The sequence below is a fragment of the Anaerolineales bacterium genome, from assembly GCA_016928575.1.
Taxonomy (GTDB): domain Bacteria; phylum Chloroflexota; class Anaerolineae; order Anaerolineales; family RBG-16-64-43; genus JAFGKK01.
In genome coordinates this window covers 1-6,147 of the sequence record JAFGKK010000013.1, presented here as the reverse complement: position 1 = coordinate 6,147, position 6,147 = coordinate 1, and the positions used below count along the sequence as shown (strand labels likewise).

5 protein-coding genes are annotated in these 6,147 nt (G+C 61.8%); all 5 read left to right on the top strand.

Features of this window, described 5'->3' with window-relative positions:
• Positions 1–631 precede the first annotated feature (631 nt).
• The 5 genes from JW929_02050 to JW929_02030 all read left to right on the top strand — a co-directional run bounded on the left by JW929_02050 (position 632) and on the right by JW929_02030 (position 5,956).
• On the top strand, positions 632–1,282 hold the full coding sequence (locus JW929_02050; GenBank protein ID MBN1438167.1) for a hypothetical protein: 651 nt from the start codon (positions 632–634) through the stop codon (positions 1,280–1,282).
• A gap of 98 nt (positions 1,283–1,380) precedes the next feature.
• Entirely contained in the window at positions 1,381–2,988 is a 1,608-nt protein-coding gene (locus JW929_02045; GenBank protein ID MBN1438166.1) for a von Willebrand factor type A domain-containing protein, read from the top strand.
• Between the two features lie 295 nt (positions 2,989–3,283).
• Positions 3,284–3,937 carry a class I SAM-dependent methyltransferase gene (locus JW929_02040; GenBank protein ID MBN1438165.1) on the top strand — a complete coding sequence of 218 codons (654 nt, stop codon included), beginning with the start codon at positions 3,284–3,286 and terminating at the stop codon, positions 3,935–3,937.
• A 423-nt stretch (positions 3,938–4,360) separates the two neighbouring features.
• The gene (locus tag JW929_02035; GenBank protein MBN1438164.1) at positions 4,361–4,987 is read left to right on the top strand and encodes a hypothetical protein; all 627 of its coding nucleotides are present in this window, start codon (positions 4,361–4,363) and stop codon (positions 4,985–4,987) included.
• Between the two features lie 207 nt (positions 4,988–5,194).
• Positions 5,195–5,956, top strand: coding sequence for a hypothetical protein (locus JW929_02030; GenBank protein MBN1438163.1), 762 nt, complete (start codon positions 5,195–5,197; stop codon positions 5,954–5,956).
• The last annotated feature ends 191 nt before the right edge of the window (positions 5,957–6,147 follow it).

Sequence of the window (6,147 nt, the reverse complement as noted above, 5' to 3'; positions counted from 1 at the left end):
TCCCAGCCGGAGATAGTCCGTCATTCCCGCGCCGGCCCTCGGCGCGTTCTTCGCCGGGGGTGGGTTTAGCGGGAATCCAGGGTTTCCTTGGCTGGATGCCCGCTATGAACACCCCGCTTCTAGGGGCAGGCGCGGGCATGACGATCCTGAGACAACCTAATGCTGATTTGAGACAACCCCTCGGCCGCTCCCTGATCCCATCCTCCCGTCACTGTCCCGCGCTCCTTTCCCGAGCTCCTTTCCCGAGCGCTTGTCCCGAACGCCTGTCCCGAGCGCCTGTCCCGAGCGAAGCGAGGGAAAGCGAGGGAACGCGAGGGGAGGGCGAATGAGGGAAGAAAAAAGCGCATTTTCCAGGATGTGATCTATTCTCTAAACCGGTCTGAGGAATTGCAATTTCCGAAGGTTCAATAGCCGAAACGGTTTTCTAAACGCCTCGATTTCCGGGACCGCCTCGTTCATTCCACTGCTTCCACTCTGCAAGCCTCCCTTCCGTCAACAAAATATCAGCCGGTTATCAAGCCTGCGCCGCTTGAACGCGGTACGGTGAAGCCGTCGGCTTTTCCAAGCCGGCGATTACGGAGCGCGCGTCCGGCGAATCGGATCCCGGGGGCGCGGTTTAGGAGGCGCTGAGATGGGAACATCGAAAATTTTGTTATCGGGAGGATTGCTTCTGGCGGCCGCGGCGGCCGCCACCTGCGGCGCCGTTAAAACGTACGGAGCCGCCGGATCGGATCCGAAACTCGTCTCCTCCGGCGGATCCGTTCCCTATGGAACGGCGGACGGTCCGGTGGTGGTCGAAGCCGTGTACCTGACGCTGGAGGCGGGCGATCCGGATGCGGCGGCCGCGGAAGCCGCCCGCTTGGCGCGCATGTACGGCGGGTATGAAGCCGACCGCATCTCCTGGCCGGCGGAGGGGGGCAAGGCGGTCGCCCAGGAGATTTTCGTGCCGCTGGGGAGATCGGACGACTTCCTCGCGCGGCTTTTGAACATGGGATGCGGGATCCGGGAATCAGGCACAAGCCGTTCCTTCGGCTATTCCGGTCCGGGGGAAGGGTGGGCGGAATTCTCGATCCAGTACCTGCCTCGAAGATATCCCTACGCCTGGGATCCGGGGATTGAGCGGAATCTCGAGCGGGCGTTTTTCGAATTCGCCGCCAAGGCGGCCGCCTTTTTCGTCCAGGCCGCCGCCTCACTGCTCGTGGCGTGCATGGTGGTGATCCCGTGCGCGATGATGGCCGTCGGCTTTGTCACGACCATCCGCTGGCTGATGCGGGGAAAGTGACTGCCGAAAATACCGCTCTTTGTCAGCGCATTCTCAGCGGGATGTCAAGCCTGCCAACCTTTCCGGCTGTAATCTGTAAGAAAACAGGGAGGTGTTCCATGAACGCCAAATTGAGACTGCTCTTCGTGTTCGCACTCATCCCGCTGCTCGCCTCTTGCGCGGCCGCGAACAGGATGGCATCCATTCCCTCCGGCAAATCCGAGGGGACGGTGTCTACCGGCCTTTCATCTCCCTATAGCATGGGGGCGGCCGAACCCACCGCGCTGAGTTCCTATCCGCGCCAAGGTGCGACATCAACCTCGGCCGCTTGGCCGACGGAGGGGCCGCCGCCCACCCCGACCGCCCGGCCGGAAGGCGAGGGCGGGGTGCCGAATGTCAACCCCTTCGTGGAGACTTCCGTCGATCGCCTCTCGACTTTCGCGCTGGACGTGGATACGGCTTCCTACACCCGAGCCCGGGCCGAGCTCCGCGCCGGCCGCCTGCCCGTCCCCGAGGCGGTGCGGGTGGAGGAGTTCGTCAATTACTTCGATCACGGGTATCCCGCCCCGCCGGACGTCGCCTTCGCGGTCTACGCCGACGGTGCGCCCTCGCCCTTCCACCCCGATGGATCGATCCTCCTGCGGATCGGAGTCCAAGGCTACCGGGTGCCCGCGGAGCAGCGCAAGCCGCTGATGCTGACCTTCGTGATCGACGTTTCCGGCTCGATGGCGGAGGACGGCAAGCTGGAAATGGTGAAGCAGACCCTGGAGCTGCTCGCCCGGCAGCTCCGCCCGACCGACAGCGTGGCGATCGTGGTCTATTCCACCGAGGCCTGGGTGGTGCTGAATCCGACCCGCGGCGACAGCTACGAGACCATCGTCGGCGCGATCTACTCCCTCAGTCCGACAAGCGCCACCAACGTGGAAGCCGGCTTGCGGCTCGGGTACCAGGTGGCCGCCTCCGCCTTTCGGGCGGACGCTTCCAACCGGGTCATCCTGTGCTCCGACGGCGTGGCCAATACGGGGACCACCGATGCGGCCGGGATCCTGGAATTCGTACACGGCTACACCGATATGGGAATCACCCTGACCGCGATCGGCGTGGGGATGGGCAACTACAACGACGCGCTGCTCGAGCAGTTGGCCGACAAGGGCGACGGCAACTACGCCTATGTGAACTCCTACGAGGAAGCCCGCCGGGTGATGGTCGACGACTTGGTTTCCACGATGCAGGTGATCGCGCTGGACGCGAAGATCCAGGTGGATTTCAACCCCGACGTGGTGGTGCGCTACCGGCTGATCGGCTACGAGAACCGCGCCGTGGCCGACCAAAACTTCCGCAACGATGCGGTGGACGCCGGGGAGATCGGGGCGGGCCACTCCGCCGCCGCGATCTACGCCGTGCAGTTTCATCCTAACGCTTCCGGACGGATCGCCACCATCCAGCTGCGCTGGCAGGATCCCGACAGCCGCGCCGTGACCGAGATCAACGGCAACGTCAACACCTGGGATATGGCGCCTTCCTACCAGGATGCTTCGCCGCGCTACCGGCTGGCGGTGATCGTGACCCAGTTCGCCGAGATCCTGCGCGGAAGCCCTTGGGCGCACGCCGGCCAGTTGGGGATGCTGAGTTCGAACGCGTACCAACTGACCGAGTTCCTCTCCGGCGATCCGGACGTACTCGAACTCGCGCAATTGATCGGTCTCGCGGATGCGCTGAGCCGCTAGGGATGATTTCGGGGGGGATGCTCCGCCGCCGCAAGGCGGCGGAGCATTTTTTAACCCTTCCGGCTGCCCGGCGGTCGGAACCGGACGGATGGGTCGCGCAGGTAGATGGGGAATGGGTGTGGGGCGAAGCCCATGGGTTGCCGAAGAGGCGCCTCGGACGTGCCAGCGGCAAACCGGCCTGGGTTGGATCCGATTCCACCCGGAAAAAATCCTGTTTCAGGGGCGGCTTTGTTGATAGGCTCGGAGAGAGGAAATCGGCATTTATTCCGGGATGTGCGCCGGAGGAAACGATCGCATGAACACCTCAAGGTTGTTTTGGGACGGGATGGCGGACGGATACGACGATCACATGGGCGGGTACGGAGAATCGCGGATCCGAACGGTCGAACACATCCGGAAATACCTCCATCCGGAGGATATGGTATTGGATTTCGGCTGCGGAACGGGAAGCCTCGCCGTGGAGATCGCCGGCCGAGTGAAAGCCGTCCGCGGGATCGACCTCTCTTCAAAAATGATCCGCGCGGCCAAGCGCAAGGCCGGCGAAAATGCGTGCACCAACGCCGAATTCTTCCAATCGACGATTTTCGACAAACGGTGGAGAGGGGAATCCTTCGATGCGGTCGTCGCCGCCGGGATCCTGCACCTGTTGGGAAATCCGTCCAGGGCCGTTCGAAGAATCCATGAATTGCTGAAGCCGGGAGGCTGGTTCCTATCCTCCACGCCCTGCCGGATCGAAGACAGCCTGCCCCTGGCACTGATCAGCAACTCCGCGTTGGTCCTGGGAAGGATCGGGATTTCACCGATGATGCGGTTCTTCCGAATCTCCGAGTTGGAACGAGTCGTTTCCGGCGGCGGTTTCCGAATCGTCGAAGCGGCAACTATACCTTTCGGCTCGTTCGAGGACCCGGCGTACGTCTTTGCCCGTTTCCTCGCCGCTCGGAAGGCTTGAGGCGGCCCAATCGAGCTAGAACGCAACCCTATTTTTCAGACAGTTTAATAAGGATTCGAAAAAAAGATGAATGCGAAGGTGATCCATGCAGTCGCCGGAATGACGGATTCCGAGAACGGTCAATCCTGCAGAAGCCGCTCATGGTTCAAGGCCTCCCGGTCGTTCTAAAATCCCTGTTTGGATACTGGTTTTTAGGTTTTCCCGCCTTGGCAGGATGATTAAAAAAGGCCCTGGCCGGGTTCATGGCGGGTGATCCCCGAACACCCATGCAATCCGGGCTGTTGCAGATCCTGACTTTTTCAGCGCCCGGTCGGGATGTCGAAAAGGTGGCGGCCCGAAGATTTAGAACCCGGGGCGGGATCCTCTGCCCCAGGGTAGAATCATTCTTGGGTCGGTTCGCAGCATCCCCGGAGGGAAAACTTGATGGACCTTCAAGAATGGATCGGCCATGTCGTAAAACCCGGTGAGCGGCTGATATGGAGCGGCCGGCCGCCCCACGGCATCCTGCTCCGGATCGGGGATGCTTTTGTAATCCCGCTCAGCCTGTTGTGGGGCGCGGGGGTTTCGGGTTTTCTTGCTTTTCCGGTGCTTCTGTTCCAGCCGTCCGGCATGCTCGATGCATTTGACCTCGGCATGATAGCCGTCGCGTTGCTCATTCTTCTCACCGTGCCCTATCTGCTCCTCGGCCGGTTCTTTGTCGATTGGTTCCGGCGCAGGAATATGCACTATCTTCTCACCGACCGAAATGTTTATATCGTCTGCGAATTCTTGGGAAGAGAAGTTCGGACCTACGCATTGAGGCACTTGGGGAACATCAGCCTGCTGCCGGGGCGGGGCGGTAGAGGAACGATCCTCCTCGGCCCCGCCGATATATTTTCTTGGCTCTATGTCGGGGAGGTGTTTCCCGTCTTCGACCGCATCCCGCAGTATGCGGCCCGGCTGGAGGGGATCGATGACGCGGAGTTGGTTCATCGTCAAATTCTCGAATTGCATAAGGACTGCCGGTCGAAATACGAAGAGCCGGTTGCGATCTGGAAGAAGGATTCTTAGCCGGCGGCATCGCAGACCACCGCGGCGGGGCGGATTGGCGGAAGCCGTAGTAGAAAAGACAATGTGATCCCCCATCCGGAAAGCCGAACACGTGTTTCCATGCGCGTGTTCCCGATGCCTGTGTGCTTTTTCCCCCAAGGATGGGCGGCAGACGCAGGGGGAGGATACACCGCGATCTAACGGCGGGGGGGTGAAAGAAGGATGGCCATGCCCGGGCACTTCGAAATCGTCGCCCACCGCGGGATCCGCTCGGAGCAGTCGGAAAACACATTGGCCGGCTTCGAACGGGCGATCGCGCTCGGCGCGGACGCGGTGGAGTTCGACGTGTGCCTGACGGCCGACGGCGTGCCGATCGTTTTCCACGACGTCTACCTTGACGGGAAGACCGACGGCCGCGGACCGATCTTTGCCCGCACGCTGGAGGAGCTGCGCGGCCTGCGGGTGCGCTCACCCTCCGATCCCGGCGCCGCTGGAGAAAGCATTCCCACCCTGGAGGAGGTCGTGGACCGGATCGGCGGCTGGATCGGGATGGAAATTGAAATTAAAGGGCCGGAGCCGGAAGCCCCGGGCTTGGTGGCCGGCGTGTTGAAGCGGCATCCTCAGCTCCGGACGTCGGTCGAGGTGACCTCCTTCGAACCGGCCTTGCTGTTGGATTTCCAAAAGGCCAGCCCGGATGTTCCGGCCGACGTCCTGGTGCCGCTTTTCGAAGGCTGGATGCGGGCGGATGCCGTGGCGTATGAGGCGATCCACCGGGCTCTGCTGGCGGAAGCGCGCGCCGTGCACCTGCACGCGTCGCAGCTTGTGCCGGAGACGGTGAGCGCGATCCGGTCGCACGGGATCGCGATCCATGCCTGGGGCGTCGATGAAAAAGCGTCGCTGGAAAAAATCCAATCCTTCAGGATCCCGCGGATTTGCACCGATTGCGTGCGCGAAGCTTTGGAGTTCCGCCGCGCGGGAGGATATTCCTAAACCTCGAGAGTAGGTTTTCAATATGTAGACGGCGAATTTCTCCGCGGTCCCCGAATTTTCATTGCCACAAAGGGCACAAAAAGCACAGAAATAATCTCTCGTTTTTTTGTATCTCCTCAGCCCCCCGTCCCTGCCCTTTCCTCACCCCCAACCCCACAACCCCTTCCCCCTCTCCTGACTTATGCCAGGAG

What these genes read in the sequence shown, in the direction of transcription:
- JW929_02050 (MBN1438167.1), top strand. Translation starts at nt 632, where the DNA reads ATGGGAACATCGAAAATTTTGTTATCGGGAGGATTGCTTCTGGCGGCC.
- JW929_02045 (MBN1438166.1), top strand. Translation starts at nt 1,381, where the DNA reads ATGAACGCCAAATTGAGACTGCTCTTCGTGTTCGCACTCATCCCGCTG.
- JW929_02040 (MBN1438165.1), top strand. Translation starts at nt 3,284, where the DNA reads ATGAACACCTCAAGGTTGTTTTGGGACGGGATGGCGGACGGATACGAC.
- JW929_02035 (MBN1438164.1), top strand. Translation starts at nt 4,361, where the DNA reads ATGGACCTTCAAGAATGGATCGGCCATGTCGTAAAACCCGGTGAGCGG.
- JW929_02030 (MBN1438163.1), top strand. Translation starts at nt 5,195, where the DNA reads ATGCCCGGGCACTTCGAAATCGTCGCCCACCGCGGGATCCGCTCGGAG.